The organism is Intrasporangium sp. (genome assembly GCF_032907665.1).
Lineage (GTDB): Bacteria > Actinomycetota > Actinomycetes > Actinomycetales > Dermatophilaceae > Intrasporangium.
In genome coordinates this window covers 1-1,143 of record NZ_JAJJPG010000019.1, presented here as the reverse complement: position 1 = coordinate 1,143, position 1,143 = coordinate 1, and the positions used below count along the sequence as shown (strand labels likewise).

Genomic DNA, 1,143 nt, shown 5'->3' with positions numbered 1-1,143 from the left:
CCGCCACAACTTCGCCCCGGCGAACCTGGGCCGTGGAGCCTGTGGATGACGCCGGCCGCGGATGGGGCTAGGGCGCCACCTTGGATGCATGGCAGATGACGTGGCAGACCCAGCGCAGCCTCGCAAACGATGGAGACCGGCCCGCATCGCCGTGCCGATCGAGCAGGGGCGTCCCTTCGTGCGGGTGGACTTCGACGCGACCGCACAGACGTCCTGGACGCTGAAGTCTCGGTACCGCCGCCTGTTTCGCGGTGTCTACCTGCCCAGGGACATCGAGGTGACATCGCACCTCATGGCAGAGGCTGCGCTCCTGCTCGCTGGTGAGGGGTGCTACGTCTCGCACCACACGGCTGCGGTCCTGTGGGGTGGCGTCGTTCCTGATCACCCCGACACCCATGTGACGTATCGCGGTCCCCGTGCCCGGTGCTTCGGCATTGCCGCACACCGCCGGAAGAAGAACCAGCGCGTCACCACCTGGCGTGGGATCCGGACGACGAGTGCCCTCCAGACCTTCCTCGACATGGCCCAGGTCCTGTCGCTCGTCGACCTCGTCGTGCTGGGCGACTCCTTGGTGAAGCAGAGGCGCTTCTCGCCGCAGGAGCTGGTGGCATTCGTGATGGACGCCACCGGCCCTCATCATCGCAAGGCCAAGCGGGCTGCCGGGCTGGTTCGCCGGGGGGTCGACTCTCCGATGGAGACACGCCTCAGGCTCCTCATCGTCTTCGCGGGACTGCCCGAGCCAACGGTCGACCACCGGATCCACGACGTAGATGGCGATCTTCTGTACCGGTTCGACCTGAGCTACCTGAAGTACGGCCTGATCATCGAGTACGACGGCAGGCAGCACGCCGAGTCGACGGAGCAGTGGCACGGCGACCTGGACCGGGACGAGCAGCTCGACGACTGGCAGATCCGGCGTCTCGTCGTGGTGTCGACCGGAATCTTCAACACGCCCGGCAAGACGCTGGCGCGGATCACCAAGGCGATGCGGGAGCGTGGGATGACCGTTCCTCCACTTTCGGACGAGTGGCGTCGACATTTTCCCAGCCGCCCCTGGGACGTCGACGTGCCGGCCTGACCAGCCGCCCGGCCGACCGACCGCCACAACTTCGCCCCGGCGAACCTCACGCGGCAAGACCACCC

Annotated in this window: 1 protein-coding gene; it reads left to right on the top strand. The window is 67.2% G+C overall.

The genetic code is table 11. From position 1 onward, the window contains the following. Window positions 1-88 precede the first annotated feature (88 nt). Window positions 89-1,078 (top strand): hypothetical protein, encoded by a 990-nt coding sequence (locus tag LOY02_RS04860; RefSeq protein WP_317181205.1) that lies wholly within the window; start codon window positions 89-91, stop codon window positions 1,076-1,078. Window positions 1,079-1,143: the final 65 nt, after the last annotated feature.